Here is an 18359-nt window from a genome sequence, read left to right on the forward strand (position 1 = left end):
TGAGCGGCGTCGAGGCGGCGCATCCTGACACCTGAGTGGGGTCGAGTCGGCGCATCCTGATGCTCGATCAGCCAGGACGAGCCGACTCGACGGGTCTGCGACGTCAGGACGAGCCGACTCGACGGGTCTAGGGAGTCAGGACGAGCCGACTCGCCGGTCAGCGGCGGGCGAGGAGCGCGTGCACGGCGTCGTCGATGAGGGTCTCGGCCCGCTTGTCGAAGCTGTGCTCGGCGATGATCCGGGTCGCGATCTCGCGGCGGGTGGCGTCGTCGGGGAAGGCGTCGTACGGCGGCGTCACCAGGCGCGCCAGCTCGTGCTCGTTGTCGAAGGGGAGCACCAGGCCGGAGAAGATCTCCTGCAGGCCGTCGATGCGGTCGCTGAGGATGCGGGCCCCGCAGGCTGCTGCGTCGAAGAGCCGGTTGGAGGCGAAGCTGTCGCGGCGCATGTCGAGGTGGTGGTCGTTCAGCACGATCCCCGCCGAGGCGTAGAGCGCGCCGACCTCGCGGTTGTCGACGCCGCCGGAGGCGATCTGCTCGCGCTCGACGAAGTCGGTCCAGTCGTTGCCGTGGAGGGTGAGGTCGGCGCCGATCGCGAGCGCGCTGCGGACGGCGTAGCGGTAGATGCCGCGTGAGTTGCCGACGAAGAGGAGCGCGGGCCCGGTGTCGGGCTCGGCCCTGTCGGGGTGGAACCAGCGCGTGTCGGTGCACTGCAGGAGCTGCGTGACGGGGGTGCCCCACTCGCGGCTCACCCGCTCCGACCAGCTGGTGCTGGCGGCGTAGACGAGGTCGAAGCCGGCCACCTCGTCGGGCGTGATCATGTCGGGGTGGCTGATGATCCACCCGACGTTGAGCAGGCCCGGCCGGGGCGTGACGCGGTCGAGGCCGCGGAGCACCAGCAGCACGTCGTCGTGGTCGCGCGAGTCGCGGTGCCGGGCGTCGCGGCGATCGATCGCCACGTGCTGTCCGCGTCGTTCGAGGGCGTCGGCCAGCGACCGGGCGAAGTAGGTGTCGCCCCACCTGTCGCCGCGCTGGGCGGCGGGCGCCGCGATGTCGACGGCCCACCGCAGCCGCGGGGGCGACTCGCGGATGCCCTCGACGGCCCGCAGGACGAGCTCGGGCACCAGGACCGACGGCGCGCCCCGGTCGTCGGGGTCGGCACTGACCATCCGGCTGCGCTCGTCGGTCACCTCGAGCCCGGCGGTCCCGAGCTGCTCGCGGGAGTGGTCGGTCGCCGGCCGCGGCCCGGCGAGCACGGTCGCGCGCAGCGACGACATGGCGCCGATCAGCGCCTCGGCGTCCGCGTAGGCGGTGCGGGAGGTGATCACCGCGTCGGGCACGAGCACCGATCCACCGAGCCCCGAGCGCTGCACCCTCAGGCCGAGATCGGTCTCGGCGAGGACCGAGTGGTAGCGCGAGTCGAGACCGCGCAGCGCGACCGCGGTCTCGGTGCGCAGCGCCACCAGGGGTGAGGCGGGTGCGGCGATCCCGCACTGGCCGATCCGTACGGCGTCGCTGGTGGGCAGTCCGGCGAGGAACAGCTCGGGGTGCGGGTTGACGGTGGTGAAGCGGGCGCCGGCGCTGAGCACCACGCCGTCCAGGTCGACGACCAGCGGCTGCGCCATCCCCACCCCGGGCTCGCGCAGCACCCCGGCGAGCTGTTCGGCGATCGGCTGGCGCGGCGGCATCGCCTCGGGCCGGACCAGCACGACGGTGCTGCCGCCGGCCTCCACGACGCCGACGTTGGTGGCGACCGACATCGAGACCGGCGCGGGGACCGAGACGAAGCGGGCGCCCGAGATGACCGAGGCCATGGAGGCGGCCAGGACGTGGTGCGCCCGGCGCATGCGGACGCCGACGAGCACCAGCTCCGACCCCTCGCGCGGCACCGAGCCGAGCCACTCCACCGTGCGGCGGGGCTCCGGTCCCAGCGGCATGACGTGACTGACCAGCGCCTCGTCGGTCTCCCGGCGTGCGGCCGCGTCCCAGTCCACGAGCTGGCGCTCGAGGACGACGGAGTCCCAGTCGTCGTCGAAGCCCGGCGGCGGGATGTCGGGGCGTCGCAGCACGGGTACGTCGACGGCGAGCGGCTCGTGGTCGCGGGTGAGCCGCAGCAGCAGGTCGCGCTCCACCGCCCCGTCGAGGCCCTCGTCGAAGCCCCCGACGTCCTTGACGGCGTCTCGTCGCAGGAGCGCGGTCGCGAGGTCGACGGGGCGCCCGCCGAGCAGCTCGTGGCGCGATCGGCCGACAGCCCCGGCGCCCGCCACCACCGCGGCAGCCCCGCTGTGGTGGGCGTGCGCCAGCAGGTCGGCGAGCATCTCGGGCAGCCACTCGCGCCCGAGCGGCAGGAGGGCCACGTGCTCGCCGGTGCCGTGCTCGAGGGCCACGTTGAGCGCGCGGGCGAGCCCGCACCGCGACTCGCGCACGACGGTGACGCGGTCGTCGAAGGCCGCCACGCCCTGCAGCACGGCTGCGGTGTCGTCGACCGACCCGCGGTCGACGGCGACGAGGTGCCAGTCGGTGAACGACTGGGCCTGCAGCGACGCCACCGTCTGGTGGACGAGCGGTCCGGCGTCCTGCGCGGCCATCACGACGGTCACCGCCGGGGAGGTGCCCAGGGAAGCGGGGAGCGCCGGCGTGGGGCCGACCAGCGGCGGACGCTCGCGGACGACCTCCTCGCGCCACTCGGTCGCGGCCGCGATGGCGGCGGAGCGGTAGGTGGACCAGGACACCTTGCGGGGCAGGATCCGCGTCGGCAGGGGGGTGCCGGGTCCGGAGGCCGAGAGCCAGTAGGACAGCGCACCGTAGGGGTGGTGCCGGGCCTCGGGGTAGGCCGCGAAGATGATCCGCGGGTCGACGAGCGGGTGCGGCGCGATGCGGTTGCGCCGCCGACGCTCGGAGACGTACCAGAGGACGGGGTGCTGGCCGACCCGCTGCCAGGAGCGGCGCCGCCCGATCCACTGTGCCTCGAAGAGCGGGTGGGGGGACACGTCGCCGGCGTCGACGACCGCGCGGGCCGCCTCGAGCGTCGACTCGTACGTGGTGCCGAGCTGGGCGGCGACGTAGTCGATGTCGACGAGGCCGGAGGCGACCATGACCTCGGCGGCGTCGTCGAGCCTGACCTGGCCCGGCCGCCGACGCTCACCGCGCATCGGAGTACCTCACCCGCGGGAAGAGGGGCTCGAGGGCCAGCGGCGTGGGGAGCAGCCGTTCGGTGTCGCGGAGGGGGTAGTACTGCGCGGTCTCCTCGAGGAACTCGCGCACCCCGTCGAAGCGCTGCGGGAAGCGCCGCTCGCACAGCTCGAGCAGCCGCTTGGCGTCGAGGTTGTAGGGGTCGTAGCGCAGGGTGTCGATCTTGACGTAGGGGAGGCGGGCGTTGTCGAGCACCCGGTCGGCCAGGCTCCGGGCAGGGTTCCAGGGCTCGTTGGCTCGCTCGCGCCACTCGCGCACCTCGGCGCGGGTGCGCGGGAAGTGGGACCGGTGGGCGGCCCACCAGCGCATCCGCTCGCGGGCGATGCGGCGGTCCTCGGGGGTCTCGACGAAGTAGGTGTCGGAGAGGAAGCCGGCCTCGTAGAGCCGGCGCGACATGCCCACCTCGTAGCGCCGGATGACCTGGCGGCGCTTGGAGATCGGCTCCATCTCCTCCCAGAACGTCGTGAACGCCCGCGACCCGACCACCCACGGGCGGAAGGCGATGAAGAAGGACTGGATGTGCGGCGCGACGCGCTCGGCGCCCGTCAGGCCCCAGAAGTCGCACGGCCGCGTGGCCATCTCGGCGAAGACCGACTCGTAGGAGTCGAGGGCGAAGACGTAGGTGTCGTTGCAGACCACCACCTCGTCGTACGCCGTGAGGTCGCCGGCGGCGTCGAGGCCGACCTTGTAGCTGAAGAAGTCGTAGCCGTAGTTGGCGCGCTCGACGAGGACCGCCCGCTCGGTCAGCCAGGCGCGCGCCGAGTCCTGCAGGTTGGCCGTCGTGCAGACCAGCAGGGTGTCGACCGACGCGGCGAGCGCCTCCACCTGACCGCGCACGTGGGGCCGCAGCTCCCCGGCGACGTCGTAGTGCGCCATCACGGCCAGTCTGGACACGGCCGAACACTAACAAGCGGACTCCGGGGCCGATCCGTTCACACACCTGTAACACGGGGGCTCATTCCGTTGCGTGCGTGCAACATCCGTCGCGGCCCGGCGAAACCTCGTCCGCACAGGCTGCGGGTCATCACGTGGGCACCGCCATGACAGCGGCGTCATGGCCCGGGTGACCACCCCGTTTCGTTCGTGCTCGAGTTCCTGGAGGTCCTGTGGACGGCTATTACGCCTTCATGCTGGTGGCGACTGCCTTCGTCCTGATGATGACGGTGCCCGCGCTGGCCCTGTTCTACGGCGGCATGTCGCGGTCGAAGTCCGTGCTCAACATGATGATGATGTCGTTCATCGCAGCCGCCATCGTCGGCATCCTGTACGTCGCCGTCGGCTGGTCGATGGGCTTCGGCGGCAAGGGCACCTTCTTCGCCAACCCGTTCGAGCTGTTCTGGCTCGACGGCGTCACCACCGACAACTACATCTACGTGATGTTCCAGATGACCTTCGCGATCATCACCGCGGCGCTGATCAGCGGCGCGGTGGCCGACCGGCTGAAGTTCTCCGCTTGGGTGGTCTTCCTCCCGCTGTGGGCCCTCATCGTCTACTTCCCGATGGCCCACATGGTCTTCAGCTGCACCGACGACTCGCTCATCTGCGGCCGGATCGGCGCCCAGGACTACGCGGGCGGCACGGCCGTCCACATCAACGCCGGCGTCGCGGCCCTGGTGCTCGTGCTGCTCCTCGGCAAGCGCATCGGCTGGCCCCGCGAGCAGATGCGCCCGCACAACCTCACGCTGACCATGCTCGGCGCAGGCATGCTGTGGCTCGGCTGGTACGGCTTCAACGTCGGCTCGATCGTCTTCGGCACCAGCTTCGACGAGGACCCCGAAGCCTTCCTCTCGCAGTTCTACTCCGAGACCGGCCGCACCTTCGCCAACACCACCCTCGCCACCATGGCCGCCATCCTCGGCTGGCTCCTGATCGAGCGGCTCCTGCACGGCAAGGCCACCTCGCTCGGTGCCGCCTCCGGCATCGTGGCCGGCCTGGTCGCGATCACCCCCGCAGCCGGAGCCGTCGACATCAGCGGCGCCGTGGCCATCGGCCTCGTCGCTGGTGCGGTCTGCGCCTGGGCCGTGGGCCTGAAGTACAAGCTCGGTTACGACGACTCGCTCGACGTGGTCGGCGTGCACCTCGTCGGTGGCATCGTGGGCACCGTGCTGATCGGCGTGTTCTCCACGGCTGAAGGCGCCGGCGGCGTCAACGGGCTGCTCTACGGTGGCGGCTTCAGTTCGCTCGGCGCCCAGACCCTCGGTGTCCTCGTCGCGGTCCTCTACTCGGGCATCCTCACCACTGTCATCGCCCTGGCGATCAAGTACACGATGGGCCTGCGCCTCGACGAGGAGGACGAGGTCAACGGCATCGACCTCGTCGCCCACGGCGAGTCGGCGTACGACCTGCACAGCGGCACCAGCGGCGGCAGCAGCAGCGTGCTCGCCGCCTCCACCGCCCCTGTCGCGACCACCACCAAGACCGAAGGAGCCAGCGCATGAAGCTCGTGACCGCGGTGATCAAGCCGCACAAGTGGGAGGACGTCCGCGAGGCGCTCGAGACCTTCGGGGTCGCCGGGATGACGGTCTCCGAGGTCAGCGGCTACGGCCGCCAGAAGGGCCACACCGAGGTCTACCGCGGGGCGGAGTACGACATCGCCCTCGTGCCCAAGATCCGCATCGAGATCGTCGTCGACGACGCCGATGCCGACGACATCGTCGGGATCGTGGTGAAGACCGCGCAGACCGGTCGGATCGGCGACGGCAAGGTCTGGGTCAGCCCCGTCGAGACCGTCGTCCGTGTCCGCACCGGCGAGCAGGACGCGTCGGCACTCTGATGACGTTCCCTCTTCTCGGGACTCACAGGGACGTGAAGGCGTGAGCACCCCACGCCCTTCCTCTCCTCCGCTCCGCTCCTCCGAGCAACGACGCAGGGACCCCGCGTGACCGCAGAACTGCGACAGACCAGGGCCACCTCGGCCGACGAGCTCTGCCGGGAGGCGTACGCCGCCTCCGGCGGGCCCGTCACCGGGGTGGCCCTGGTCGCGGTCGGGGGGTACGGCCGGGGCGAGCTCGCGCCGCACTCCGACCTCGACGTCGTCCTGGTCCACGAGGACGGCCTCGACCTCGGCGACCTGGGGGCCACCCTCTGGTACCCGCTGTGGGACTCCGGGCGGCGGCTCGACCACTCGGTCCGCTCGATGAGCGAGGTGCTCGAGGCGGCGGCGGACCTCCGGGTCGCGCTCGGCCTGCTCGACGCCCGCCACCTCGCCGGCGACCCGGGCCTCAGCCTGCGGCTGCGCACCACGATGCTGGCCGACTGGCGCCGCCAGGCCCGGACCCGGCTGCCGGAGCTCAAGGCGATGACGCTCAAGCGCCACGACGTCACCGGCGAGCTGGCCCACGTGTCGGTGCCCGACGTCAAGGAGGCCGAGGGCGGGCTGCGCGACGCCGGGGTGCTCAAGGCGATCGAGGCCAGCTGGCTCGTCGACGCCTCCACCCCCGCACTCGAGGCGGCGCGCCAGATGCTCCTCGACGTCCGCGACGAGGTGCAGGACCTCGCTGGCCGGCCGGCCGACCGCATCGCCCCCGAGATGTGGGGACCGCTGGCCGAGCGTCTCGGGCTCTCCGACGCCGGGGCCGCCCAGCGCCACGTCCGCTCCCTCGGCCGGCGGATCGCCCACCTCTCGCGGCTGGCGTGGCGGCGTACGGACGCCGTGATGGCCCGGTCGACGGGAGAGCGTGGCCGGCGAACGCCCGCGCTCGAGCGGATCGCCCCCGGCATCGCGCTGTCGCGCGGCGAGGTCGTCCTCGACGCGGGCACCAAGCCGGGCGACGACCCGACCCTGCTGCTCCGCGCGGCGGCGGAGGCAGCGAGCCGTGACGCCGTCCTCGCGCCCACCACCGCCGCCCGGCTGGTCCGGGAGGGCGCCGAGCTCCCCGTGCCGTGGCCGGTCCCCGCCCGCGACGCGCTCGTCCGCCTGCTTGCCAGCGGGCCCGCCCTGCCGCCGGTGTGGGAGACCCTCGACGAGGTCGAGGGCATCGAGACCTTCCTGCCCGAGTGGGAGCAGATCCGGCTGCTGCCCCACGCCTCGGCCATCCACCGCTTCACCGTCGACCGGCACGTCGTGGAGACCTGCGCGGAGGCGGGCGCACTGATCCGCAGCGTCCGCCGGCCCGACCTGCTGCTGGTGGCAGCGCTGCTGCACGACATCGGCAAGGGCTCGCTGCACGACCACTCGGTGGCCGGGGAGCCCCTGGCCCGCAAGGTCGTGGCCCGGATGGGCTTCACCGACCTCGACGCCGAGGTGGTGGCCTCCCTCGTGCGCTGGCACCTCCTGCTCGCGGACCTCGCGACCACCCGCGACCCCGACGACCCGGCCACCACCGCCGAGCTGCTCACCCACGTCCCCGACGCTGCCAGCCTCGAGCTGCTGCGCGCGCTCACCGAGGCCGACGCCCGAGCGGCCTCGCCGGCGGCGTGGACGACGTGGCGGGCGTCGCTGGTCGACCGTCTCGTCTCCCGGGCCGCCCACGCGCTCGGTGCCGAGATCACGCACGTCGACCCTGCCGGGTCACTGCCCGTCCCCGACGTCGTACGACGCGACCCGACCGCCGTGTCGGTCGAGATCGCCCCGCACGGGGTCGGCGCCACCCTCACCGTGGTCGCGGCCGACCGCGTCGGCCTGCTCGCCGACGTCGCCGGCGGCCTCGCCGCGCTGAGGGTGCCGGTCCACGCGGCCCGCGCCTGGTCGCAGGTCGACGCCGACGGCGAGTGGGGCGTCAGCGCGTGGGAGGTCTCCGACGCCTACCTCGACGCCAGCGTCGTGCGCGAGCGGATCCGCCGCGTCGTCGAGGGCACCCAGCGGCTCCCCGACCTGCCCGCGCGTCCCGACGGCGAGCTGCCACCGATCGTCGAGGTCCGCCCGGACGCCTCGCGCGCCTCACTGGTGCTGGAGATCCGCACCTCCGACCGGCCCGGTGTGGTCCACCGCGTGCTCACCACCCTCGCCGGTCTGGGGCTCACGGTCGCCTCCGCGCACGTCTCCACGCTCGGCCCCCAGGCGGTCGACGTGTTCTACGTCCAGGAGGTCGGTGGGGTGCGCCCCACGGAGGAGCGGGCCGCGGCCGCCGCCCATGCCGTACGCACGGCGCTCGGCGGCTGAGCTCGGCGGATGAGCTCGTCGGGTGAGCCCGGACGGGGTGCGGCCGTTAGTCTTGGTCGTCGTACCAGACTCTGAACCACCCTGATCCACCACCGATGCGAGGGACAGACCCACACCGTGTTCGCCACACTCTCCGACCGCCTTGCCGACACCTTCAAGAACCTGCGGGGCAAGGGCCGGCTCTCCGAGGCCGACATCGACGCCACCGCGCGTGAGATCCGCATCGCGCTGCTCGAGGCCGACGTCGCGCTGCCCGTGGTGAAGGAGTTCGTCGGGGCGGTCAAGGAGCGCGCCCGCTCCGAGGAGGTCAGCGGCGCCCTCAACCCGGCGCAGCAGATCATCAAGATCGTCCACGAGGAGCTCGTCACGATCCTCGGCGGCGAGACGCGCCGCCTGCGCTACGCCAAGAGCGGGCCGACGGTCATCATGCTCGCCGGCCTCCAGGGTGCCGGCAAGACGACGCTCGCGGCCAAGCTCGCGCTGTGGCTCAAGGACCAGGACAAGACGCCGATGCTCGTCGCGGCCGACCTCCAGCGTCCCAACGCCGTCCAGCAGCTGCAGGTCAACGGCGAGCGCGTCGGCGTCCCCGTCTTCGCCCCCGAGCCGGGCAACGCCCAAGGAGTCGAGCACGGTGGCGACCCGGTGGACGTGGCGCGCCGGTCGATCGAGGAGGCCAAGCGCAAGCTCCACGACGTCGTCATCATCGACACCGCCGGTCGCCTCGGCGTCGACGCGACCCTCATGCAGCAGGCCGCCGACATCCGCGACGCGGTGCAGCCCGACGAGGTGCTCTTCGTCGTCGACGCGATGATCGGCCAGGACGCGGTCACCACCGCGCAGGCCTTCCTCGACGGTGTCGGCTACGACGGCGTGGTGCTCACCAAGCTCGACGGCGACGCGCGCGGCGGTGCCGCGCTGTCGATCCGGTCGGTCACCGGCAAGCCGGTCATGTTCGCCTCCAGCGGCGAGAAGATGACCGACTTCGACCTGTTCCACCCCGACCGGATGGCTTCCCGCATCCTCGACATGGGCGACATGCTCACCCTGATCGAGCAGGCCGAGAAGGCGTTCGACTCCGAGCAGTCGCTGAAGGCTGCCGAGAAGCTCGCCACCAAGGGCGGCTTCACGCTGGAGGACTTCCTCCAGCAGATGATGCAGATCCGCAAGCTCGGCTCGATGACCAAGATCATGGGGATGCTCCCCGGGATGGGTCAGTTCCGCGACCAGCTCGAGAACTTCGACGAGCGCGAGATCGACCGCATCCAGGCGATCATCCAGTCGATGACGCCGGCCGAGCGCGACAACCCGAAGATCATCGACGGCTCGCGTCGCGCGCGCATCGCGGCCGGCTCCGGCCGCCAGGTGTCCGACGTCAACCAGCTCGTCGACCGCTTCTTCGAGGCGCGCAAGATGATGGAGTCGATGGCCAAGGGCGGCGGGGTCCCGGGGATGCCCGGGATGCCGGGGATGCCCGGCATGGCCGGTGGCAAGCGCTCCGGCGGCCGCCAGGCTCCGCAGGCCAAGGGCAAGAAGGGCAAGAAGCGCGTCTCCGGCAACCCGGCCAAGGCTGCCCAGCAGAAGGCCGCGCAGAAGACCGCCACGGACGAGAAGGCCGCCAACCCCTTCGGCAACCCCGACGGCGCCGACGTCGACTACGAGAAGGCTGCCGAGCAGCTCAACCTGCCCAAGGACTTCTCCCAGTTCCTGAAGTGAGACGAGCAGCCGATCACGAGCGGAGCAAGTGACCGGCGTGGGCTCGGCCAGGTTGAGCAGGCGACACGACCGAGGGACGAGGTCGTGCGAGCGCGTCGAGACCAGGAGCTGGAAGTGAACCGCAGGTCGTCACTGATCGTCGACGGCGCCAACGTCGTCGGGTCCGTGCCCGACGGCTGGTGGAAGGACCGCGCGGGGGCGGCGCGCCGCCTGCACGAGCGGCTCCTGGTCGCCGACACGTCGTACGACGAGATCGTGCTCGTGCTGGAGGGACAGGCCAAGGGTGGCGTGCGGGCCGGCAGGGACGGCCACGTGCGCACGGTGCACGCGGCGCGTGACGGTGACGCCGAGATCCGGGAGCAGGCGCGCCGCGCAGGCGAGGCCGGCGGCCACGTCGTCGTGGTGACCGCCGACCGTGCGCTCGCTGCCAACGTGGCGCCTGCCCAGGTGCTGAGCCCGTCCTGGCTGCTCGACCGGCTCTGACGCGGGCCGCCTCAGCGCTCTGCGTGCCGGGGCGATCCTCCGGTGCGCGTGAGCCCGACGGCTCGCACGCTGGGCAGCCCACCTTGCGCCGCCGCCAGCGTCACGTCGTACTGCACGTAGCGTCCGGACACCTCGGCGCGGCTGCCCGGCCTGGTGACGACCTTCCAGTCCGACCAGGCGCCGTCGGGAGTGGCTCGGTCGCCGGCCCGGACCCGCACCACGATCTGCGAGCCCGCCGGCGCGTTCGCGTCCAGCACCAAGCCGTGCCACCGGGCCTTGCGCCCGGAGTCGACCACGCGTGAGGTGTAGCGGCCCCAGCCGCGCACGCCCAGCGTGAGGCCACCCAGACCGGCGTCGTCGACGCGGAGGTCACCCTCGAGCGAACCGGTGCGGAAGTCCTCGGCCGTCATCATCGCGATGCCCACGCCCGGGGTCCGGAAGCGGCTGGACCGTTGCAGCGCCGCGTTGCCCGAGCCGTCCCGCGAGGCCACCCGCAGGCTGTACGCCCGCCGGGCGAGCAGTCCCGTGACCACGACCGTGTGGCTCCTGCTGAGGGTCGAGTCGAACCCGCGCCTCCGCAGCGGGGCGCCGGCGCGGCCGAGGCGCACGACCGAGGTCGCGGGCTCGTTCGTCCGCCAGGTGACCCGCGCCGACCCGTCGGGCAGCGGCAGGACCCGCAGCCGGCTGACGCGCGGGGCGGTCCGGTCGACGGCCGCCGTCACGAACGACGCCGGCGCGGCGTGAGCCGCCGGCCACACCGTGTGGCGGCCGCCCGGCCCGCGCGACTGGACGCGGTAGTAGTAGCGCGTCGCCGGCCGCAGGTTCCCGAGCGCGGCGAGGTGGTCGGTGGTCCGATCCGCGAGCGCGACCCGGGTGGAGAGCGCGGTGGGCGCAGTGCCGAGCAGCACGACGCTCGTGCCGGGCTGCTCAGTCGTCCAGGTGGCCGTGGTGTCGCCGGTGTCGGACGTGGTGACGGCCGCGCCCGAGACGCGGTTGGCGCCGCCGCCCCCGCCACCCCCGCCCCCGGCGTACGTCGCCTGGTGAGCGCCGCCGATCGCCGGGAAGACGGCGTACTGCTGGCCCTTGACCGTCATCGTCGTGAACGGGACCGAGGTGCTCCCGCGGGTCACCGTCGTGAGGGTGCTGCCACCGGGACCCGTCGTCGGCAGCATCGCCGTCAAGCCAGTTGCGCCGACTCCGACGCCAATGGTGAAGGAGAGCGTGTTGCCGCTCCAGGAAATGCCGCTGAACGACGATGCGTTGCGACCGTCCGTCCAGGTCAGCAGCTGCCGGGCCGTGATGACGGGGACATTGCGAGCCTGCGCCGACGCCAGCACCTGGGTGTCCTCGAAGGTCGAGGCGCTGTCGGTGTGCAGGTTGGCGGTGAAGGCGCCGTAGTAGCCCTGACTGCCCAACGCCCGGTCCAGCAGCGTGTTCGGGGTGAACGGGTAGGTCTGGCCCGACTCGTCGGTCATGTTGGTGTTGGCCTGGAAGACGTCGATCATCGAGCCGTCGGTGTCGGTGAACCGCATGGGCATGCCCGAGCCGTTCATGAACCCGGGTCGGTCGGCGACCCAGGAGCCCGGGTAGTAGTAGTAGTTGGTGTCGAGGCGCATCCCGTTGGCGAGCTCCGCCTTCGGTTGCGAGACCCAGTCGCTCCAGACGATGCAGTGGTAGCGATTGGTTGTTGGTGACGGGAGCGAGTTGTACTTCGTGCGCCACGTCGACAATTGGCTGGTGTACGTGTCGGCAAGCTGTTGGTAAGAGCCGAAGTTGGTGCAGTTGTTCTGCACGTGGATACCGACCTCGAAGCCCTGGCTGTCGAAGGTCGCGGCCTGCGAGTTGGTCATCGCCGTGCTGGGGAAGATGTACGAGGTGAAGCGCGGGCACTCCCAATTGGCCACCGAGCAGCCCGAGGGACTCGCGGCAGCATAGGTGCTGAAACGGCCAGGTGTGCCGTTGTTTCCGTGGTCGTCGCCGGTGGCCACCACGACCGCCCTGTGGGTGCCTGGGAAGTACCAGAACCGCGGCACCGGGAGCCGGTCGCGAGTCGTCACGGTGACCAGGTTGGCGAGCAGCCGCTGCTGCTCGTCGGCCTGTGGGATGTGTGCCTTGGACAGGTTGACCCAGTCGGTCGCCCCGCTGCCGCCGAAGAACAGGTCGTTCGACCGGTTGGGCGTGGCTCCGTCGCGGTCCTGGCCGGCCCACGCGACGTTGCCCTGCCGCGTTGCGATCACCGAGCGGGCGAGGTCGAACGCGAACGTCGCGACTTGGCCACCGTTGGTGCCAACGCTGCGCAGGGTCACAGCCGGCAGCCCGGTGCTGGTGGTGGCGTTGGAGTAGAGCGTTGCCACCGAGGCCGCACCGTTCAGGGTGTAGCGGCTGGCGGTGCCGTGGAACTGCATCGTGTCCGTCGTGATGCCGGCCCCGGGCTCCGCGGCCGGGTTGACCGCGAGGTAGCCGTCGGCCACGGTGCCCGCCTGCGCGGTGATGCCGGCGAGGCCGTAGAGGCGGCTGTCGGGTCGCATGGCGATGAGGTTGCCGCCGGCGTTCACCCAGTCGGTGAGTGCCGTCACCTGGGCGTCGGTGATCGCGACGTCCCCGAGGACGACCACGGCGTACGACGCCAGGCTGGTGGCGTTCAGCGTCGAGACCCGCACGTTCGTGAACTCGTTGAGACCCTCGGCCCGGATGATCTCGCTGAGGTAGGTCGACGACGGGTTGCCGCTGCTGGTGACGACCCCGATAGGACCGCCAGGCCCGTCTCCGATCCCGGGCGGTGGCTCGCCCGCTGTCTGGAACGACCACGACACCGGCGCCATCGTGTTGCCGGCCGAGTCCCTCGCGCCGCTGACCTCGACGGTGTAGGTCGACGTGTAGGCCAGATCGGCGGCGGGCGTGACCGTCGCCGTTGACGTTCCGGCGTCGTAGGACGTGGTTGACGGCACCACCTGACCGCCCGCCGTCTTCAGCACCATCGACACCGAGGACCCGGTGACCAGCTCGTTGAAGGTGGCGCTAGCTCGGACCCCGACCGCCACGCCGGTCGCGTTCCCCGCGGGTACCCGCGAGACGATGGTCGGCGGGATGGTGTCGTTGGCCTGCTCGGAGAAGACCACGTCGACCCAGTAGTTCTCGCTGTTGAAGCTCTGGTCGGGGAAGGTGCTCGGTGTGGAGGTGTATCGGTAGGTGCCGTTGCCGCCGTCGGTGCCGTTCTGGAGGGCCGTCAGCGGCCCGCGGGTGGTGGCCGTGCTGAAGTATCCGCCGTTGACGGCGTAGCGAGTCGGCGTGAAGTAGGACGCCACGTAGGTCGTGTTGGCGTTGACTGGGATGGGTGAGGCGAAGGTGGCCTCCTGCCAGCCGCTGGCCGACTCGTTGGTGAAGGTGACCTGGCCGAGCCGGGTCCCGGTCCGGGTCCAGAATGACCCGACGTGGGTGCCGCTGGTCTGGGTGGGCTTCCAGTAGCGGATCCCGGTGATGTAGCCCGCAGTGCTGGTGCGGAACTTCACGCCGAGCTCGACCGAGCTGGTGTCCGGGTCGGTGCCGGCGGGGGTGGTGGTCGACGGCCAGATCGTGCACGGGCATCCCGAGGTCGTCGCAGTGGTGGTGAAGGACCACGACACCGGGTCCATCTGGTTGCCCGAGGCGTCACGGGCACCGCTGATCGAGGCGGTGTAGGTGGTGCTCGTGGCCAGGTTGCTACCGGGGTCGAAGGTCGCGGTGCGGCTCGCGGCGTCGTACGACGTGGCCCCAGCGACGGCGGTGCCGCCCGGGCCGCGCAGCTCGAAAGTGATGGTCGAGGACGTCACGGCCTCGCTGAAGGTCGCGGTGGCGTTGGCGGTGGTGGCGACGTTGGTCGCGCCGACCGCGGGGGTGCGCCCAGTCACCGCCGGGCTGGTGGTGTCGGCCGCCTCAGCGGTGAAGGACCACGACACCGGGTCCATCTGGTTGCCCGCGGTGTCCGTGGCCCCACGGAGCGTCGCCGTGTAGGTGGCGCTAGCGGTGAGGGCGCTGGTCGGGTCCAAGGTCACCGTTCGGGTCGCCGTGTCGTACGTCGTCTCTCCCGGGACGACGCTTCCGCCGGGAGCGCGTAACTCGACGGTGGCTGAGCTGCCCTCCACCGGCTCGCTGAAGGTGCCCGTCACGTTGCCGCCTACTGACACACCGGTGGCGCCCGGCGCCGGAGTCCGCGCCGTCACGGTCGGCTTCGTCGTGTCGGGCCCGTCCTCGAAGACCACGTCGACCCAGTAGTTCTCGCTGTTGAAGCTCTGGTCGGGGAAGGTGCTCGGTGTGGAGGTGTATCGGTAGGTGCCGTTGCCGCCGTCGGTGCCGTTCTGGAGGGCCGTCAGCGGCCCGCGGGTGGTGGCCGTGCTGAAGTATCCGCCGTTGACGGCGTAGCGAGTCGGCGTGAAGTAGGACGCCACGTAGGTCGTGTTGGCGTTGACTGGGATGGGTGAGGCGAAGGTGGCCTCCTGCCAGCCGCTGGCCGACTCGTTGGTGAAGGTGACCTGGCCGAGCCGGGTCCCGGTCCGGGTCCAGAATGACCCGACGTGGGTGCCGCTGGTCTGGGTGGGCTTCCAGTAGCGGATCCCGGTGATGTAGCCCGCAGTGCTGGTGCGGAACTTCACGCCGAGCTCGACCGAGCTGGTGTCCGGGTCGGTGCCGGCGGGGGTGGTGGTCGACGGCCAGATCGTGCACGGGCATCCCGAGGTCGTCGCAGTGGTGGTGAAGGACCACGACACCGGGTCCATCTGGTTGCCCGAGGCGTCACGGGCACCGCTGATCGAGGCGGTGTAGGTGGTGCTCGTGGCCAGGTTGCTACCGGGGTCGAAGGTCGCGGTGCGGCTCGCGGCGTCGTACGACGTGGCCCCAGCGACGGCGGTGCCGCCCGGGCCGCGCAGCTCGAAAGTGATGGTCGAGGACGTCACGGCCTCGCTGAACGTCGCGGTCGGGGAGATGGCGAGGGCGACACCGGCGGCGCCGACGGCAGGCGTGCGGGCCGTGATCGCGGGCTTGGTGGTGTCGGCGGCGGCGGTGGTGAAGGACCAGGTCACGGAGTCCATCTGGTTACCGGCCGCGTCGCGGGCGCCGGACAGGGCGGCGGTGTAGGTCGTCGTCGCTGACAGGGCCGCGCTCGGCCGCAGCGTCGCAGTCCTGCTCGCAGCGTCGTAGGAGAGGGCGGCGGGCACCACGGCGCCGCCCGGCGCACGGAGCTCGAACGCGAGCGTGGACTGCTGCACCGCCTCGCTGAAGGTGGCGGTCACGTCCGTACCGACGGCGACGCCAGCGGCGCCGGCGACGGGGGTGCGGGCCGTCACCGTCGGCTTGGCGGTGTCCGCGCCCTCGGCGAACACCACGTCGACCCAGTAGTTCTCGCTCTGGAAGGTCTGGTCGGGGAAGGCCCCGGCCGTGCTGCTGTAACGGAAGACGCCGTTGCCACCGTCGGTGCCGTCCTGGAGCGCGGTCAGGGGGCCGCGGGTGGTGGCGCCGCTCTGGAAGTAGCGCGAGGTGACCACGTACCGACTCGGGGTGAAGTAGGACGCGACATAGGTGGTGCCGGCCGTCACCGGAACGGGCGTGGCGAACAGCGCCTGCTGCCAGCCGCTGGCCGACTCGTTGGTGAACGTGACTTGGCCGAGGCGGGTCCCGGTTCGCGACCACAACGAGCCCACGTGGGTGCCGGTGGACTCGACGGGCTTGTAGAAGCGGATCCCCGTCACCAGGCCGTCGGTGGCGGCCCGGAACTTGACTCCCACCTCCACGGGATCGCGGTCGGGGTCGGTCCGCGCCGGCGTGGCGGTCCCCGGCCAGATCGTGCAGGGGCACGCGGTCGGTGCGGTCCCGACGGTGACGTTGGTGGTCGCCGCCGTGCCGAGGTTGGCGCTGTCGTCCACCGTGCGTGCCCGCAGGGTCAGGGCGCCCGAGGCAGCTGGTGTGAACGTGTAGGTCCACGAACCGCGGCCGGTGGCGCGTCGCCACGTCGCGCCGCTGTCGGTCGAGACCTCGACGCCGGCGACCTGGCCACCCCCCGCATCCGTGGCGGTGCCGGTGATGGTGACGGGCGAGCCGACCGGCAGGGTCGCGCCCGCCGCGGGCGAGGTGATGGCGGTCGTGGGGGCGGTGGTGTCGGTCGACGCGGTCGCCGCTGTGAGACCCGTGCGCAGCGTGTCGGGCTGGACCCCCATGTCGGCGAGCAGGTTGACGGTCGCCTGCTGGGCGGCCGTGTCCGCCGCGGCCGACCCTCGGTCGTGGTTGCTGTCGAGCGCCCATGCCCACTGGATCGTGCCCGCGCTGAAGACCAGCGCCCCGCTCGCGGCGCGGTGCGTCGTCATCGCATGGGTGGCCTGGCCCTGTGCGTACGTGTTGCCGTGGTCCTGGAGGCGCTCGCCGGAGCCGGCTGTCTGGGACACCCGGAACGTGCCCGGTGGTCGGAAGCCGTTGTCGGGGTCCTCGTCCCACTCGTAGCCGATGACGTTGGTGCCGATGGTCGTCGTCGCGTTCGTGCCGAGGGCGGCGACGCGAGTGTTGCGCCAGAAGCGCATCTGGCCGTCGGCCTGGCCGACCACCATGTTGATCGCGCAGCAGTTGATCGCGAACATCGTGCCGGTCAGCCCGTTCTCGGGCCGCCCCCCGTCGGCCGGCGGGCTGAACCGCGGGTCACGCCAGGTGCCGGTCCAGGTGTTGGGCTGCGGGTCGATCTTCGCGTTGGCGTGGGTCTCCTTGTAGGACACGAGCGTCCGGTGCGAGGTGCCCGACCCGTCGATGCTGTTCTCCCAGCGCGTCTTCCAGAAGACCTCGTTGCCCGAGAAGAACGCCAGGTCGACTCCCGCGTCGCGCGCCGCCTCGACGTTGGCGCGCTGGGTGCCGGACCAGTACTCGTCGTGACCGACCGACAGGAAGGCCTCGTGCTCGAGCAGCTCACCGCCGCGACGATCGGTGTCGACCCCGGACGTGTAGCTCACGTCGTACCCGTTGGACTCGAGGAAGCGCACCATCGGGTACTCGGCGTTGAACACCCAGTCCTCCGGCGCGTTGCCGCGCGTCGTGAACGGGCGGTTGTAGCTGACCTTGTAGGCGCGCCCGGCCGGTGCGCCGCTGTACAGGCTGTTGCCGCCGTAGGTGTTGTAGGCCTGCCACGTGGTGTCGGAGGTCTGGAACAGGAGGTCCGACCCGCCGTCGTCGTCGCGGACCACGAAGAACACGTGGCTCGCCCCGGCGGTGCCGTCGGTCCGGACCAGGCGAGCGAAGTAGATCCCGGAGACCGCAGTGGCCGGTACAGCCCATGACGCGTTCTGGGTCCAGTTGCCGCAGTCGACCAGGCCTGTCGCCACAGCGGTGACGCAGTTGGGTTGGTCGTTGAGCACGGTCGGGGTCACGGTCGCGACCCGGCGAGCCCCGTCGCCGCCGTAGTAGCCCATCCGGTAGATGTCGAGGCGGTACGACGTCGCCGATGTGTCGACCTTGAACCCGATCGACTGACCCTGGTCGACGCTCATGTCCGTCGCGAAGCCCTGGATGGTGGTCGACCCGGCACCCGTGATGCCCCACTCGCTCTCAGGGCTGCCGGGCAGCGTGTTCTCGCAGGCGACGGCGTTGGTGACAGGTGGGTCGCACGGTGCGGCCGAGGCAGGCGTGGAGGCGACCAGAACGGACAGCCCCGAGGCTGCCAGCACGAGCGACATCAGGACGACGAGACGTCGAGGACCGGGCACGGCAGGCTCCTTGCTCCACAGGTCTGTGTCGCCGCACCCAGGACCGACCGCGGTGCACAGGATCAACCCATCCTCGGCGGGACCGCGGGCGACGTCATGCCCACTACTGGGCACGCTGCTGCCGACGTGCGCCCCGGGGCAGGACGGGACGACCCCGCACGG

Annotated in this window: 7 protein-coding genes and 1 pseudogene; 5 read left to right on the forward strand and 3 right to left on the reverse strand. The window is 71.6% G+C overall.

Annotated features, from left to right (window positions below; translation table 11 throughout):
• Positions 1 to 157 precede the first annotated feature (157 nt).
• Positions 158 to 3148 (reverse strand): glycosyltransferase family protein, encoded by a 2991-nt coding sequence (locus JOD65_RS10680; RefSeq protein WP_191196688.1) that lies wholly within the window; start codon positions 3146 to 3148, stop codon positions 158 to 160.
• The gene (locus JOD65_RS10685) at positions 3138 to 4082 is read right to left on the reverse strand and encodes a rhamnan synthesis F family protein (protein WP_191196689.1); all 945 of its coding nucleotides are present in this window, start codon (positions 4080 to 4082) and stop codon (positions 3138 to 3140) included. The genes JOD65_RS10680 and JOD65_RS10685 overlap by 11 nt, the downstream gene beginning before the upstream one ends.
• Positions 4083 to 4315: 233 nt before the next feature.
• Between JOD65_RS10685 and JOD65_RS10690 the strand changes: the two genes are divergently transcribed.
• The 5 genes and pseudogenes from JOD65_RS10690 to JOD65_RS10710 all read left to right on the forward strand — a co-directional run bounded on the left by JOD65_RS10690 (position 4316) and on the right by JOD65_RS10710 (position 10485).
• Positions 4316 to 5626 carry an ammonium transporter gene (locus JOD65_RS10690; protein WP_191196745.1) on the forward strand — a complete coding sequence of 437 codons (1311 nt, stop codon included), beginning with the start codon at positions 4316 to 4318 and terminating at the stop codon, positions 5624 to 5626.
• Positions 5623 to 5961: a P-II family nitrogen regulator gene (locus tag JOD65_RS10695; protein ID WP_172259157.1), complete on the forward strand. Its 339-nt coding sequence runs from the start codon at positions 5623 to 5625 to the stop codon at positions 5959 to 5961. The genes JOD65_RS10690 and JOD65_RS10695 overlap by 4 nt, the downstream gene beginning before the upstream one ends.
• 102 nt (positions 5962 to 6063) lie before the next feature.
• Positions 6064 to 8289 (forward strand): annotated as a pseudogene (locus JOD65_RS10700) ([protein-PII] uridylyltransferase); the annotation flags it as partial.
• A gap of 117 nt (positions 8290 to 8406) precedes the next feature.
• On the forward strand, positions 8407 to 10002 hold the full coding sequence (ffh, locus tag JOD65_RS10705; protein ID WP_191196691.1) for a signal recognition particle protein: 1596 nt from the start codon (positions 8407 to 8409) through the stop codon (positions 10000 to 10002).
• Between the two features lie 114 nt (positions 10003 to 10116).
• Entirely contained in the window at positions 10117 to 10485 is a 369-nt protein-coding gene (locus tag JOD65_RS10710; protein ID WP_191196692.1) for a PIN domain-containing protein, read from the forward strand.
• Between the two features lie 11 nt (positions 10486 to 10496).
• Here the strand turns inward: JOD65_RS10710 and JOD65_RS23700 are convergent, their stop codons facing one another.
• Positions 10497 to 18197, reverse strand: a complete 7701-nt coding sequence (locus JOD65_RS23700; RefSeq protein ID WP_204811105.1) for a DUF4082 domain-containing protein — start codon at positions 18195 to 18197, stop codon at positions 10497 to 10499.
• Positions 18198 to 18359 lie beyond the last annotated feature (162 nt).

Origin of the sequence: Nocardioides cavernae (assembly GCF_016907475.1) — a bacterium.
GTDB lineage: Bacteria > Actinomycetota > Actinomycetes > Propionibacteriales > Nocardioidaceae > Nocardioides > Nocardioides cavernae.